Source organism: Microbacterium lacus (genome assembly GCF_002812805.1).
Taxonomy (GTDB): domain Bacteria; phylum Actinomycetota; class Actinomycetes; order Actinomycetales; family Microbacteriaceae; genus Microbacterium; species Microbacterium lacus_A.
The window spans coordinates 1-975 of sequence record NZ_NMUM01000021.1 but is presented as its reverse complement, the minus strand read 5'-3'; the positions used below and the strand labels follow the sequence as shown (position 1 = coordinate 975).

The window sequence follows — 975 nt, the reverse complement described above, 5'->3', positions numbered from 1 at the left end:
CGAGACGGAATGGGACACAAGCAAGCCAGACGGGACGCCCCAGAAACTGCTCGACGTGTCAAAGCTCGCCGACGCAGGGTGGACTTCGCAGATCACGCTCGGTGAGGGACTGGAACGAACCGTCGCCTGGTATCGCCAGCACGTCGATCGAGTGAGAGCTTAGAACAGGGCACGAACCTTCGCTCTCACCAAGCTGAGGCACAGTAGACCATACGTACGGACTGACGCCACCCGGTGCCCGCCACGCGACCCCATTAAGGAACGCCTACCCGTCAAACCCGAACCGATAGACCAAGTCTCCGTTTTGCTCGTTCGGGCATCCGCAGGCGCGGGCTTGACCAGTTGGGTAGGGCGAATAGAAGAAGCATAACCAGAGTGCTGTTCAGCAAAGCTTCCGCGGGGATGGCCCATGCTGCGAACACCGCCACGATCAACGCCACCGGGGCTCCGCTAGGGCGTAGACAGACAAGAACAGTGACCGCGAGGATGACTGCGCCGACAAGTCCGTATTCAACCAACAGCTTCATCAGGGTGCTCGCTTGCAGACCCCCGATGTTCGTCTCTGTAACGAATCTGCTCGCTTCGCCCGGCCCCCAGCCGAATAACGGCTGTTCCGCCCACCGAGGGAACAAGTACTCGTACGGCAACGTGAGCCGCAGAGCCGCGCTCGTGTTTCCGGCGAAACCTTCCAGCGCTTTCGCGATTACCGAGTTGAAGATACCTGAAGCGAACACGACTGCTACCCCGACCGAGACTATCGAGACCAATCCCCTGTTGCGCCGCATGCTCCAAAGGAGGGGCACAGCAGCGGCGACAAGCACAGCCACAGGTCAAGTCCCGTGTTGTGGTGTCAATCCGGCTGCTTCCTTGATGGGTGAGGGTCAGGCGGTGAGGAACAGGTCGGGGCGCTCAGGCTCGGCGTGGTCTTGGAGTGTGTGGACGAGTTTGCGCATGGAGATGTCGGAGAGGTAGCGG

1 protein-coding gene and 1 pseudogene are annotated in these 975 nt (G+C 60.6%); one reads left to right on the top strand and one right to left on the bottom strand.

Features of this window, described 5'->3' with window-relative positions:
* A pseudogene (locus CGU34_RS17355) lies at window positions 1-163 on the top strand (GDP-L-fucose synthase); the annotation flags it as partial.
* 109 nt (window positions 164-272) lie between these two features.
* Here CGU34_RS17355 and CGU34_RS17685 read toward each other — a convergent pair.
* The gene (locus tag CGU34_RS17685) at window positions 273-821 is read right to left on the bottom strand and encodes an O-antigen ligase family protein (protein WP_369122070.1); all 549 of its coding nucleotides are present in this window, start codon (window positions 819-821) and stop codon (window positions 273-275) included.
* Window positions 822-975 lie beyond the last annotated feature (154 nt).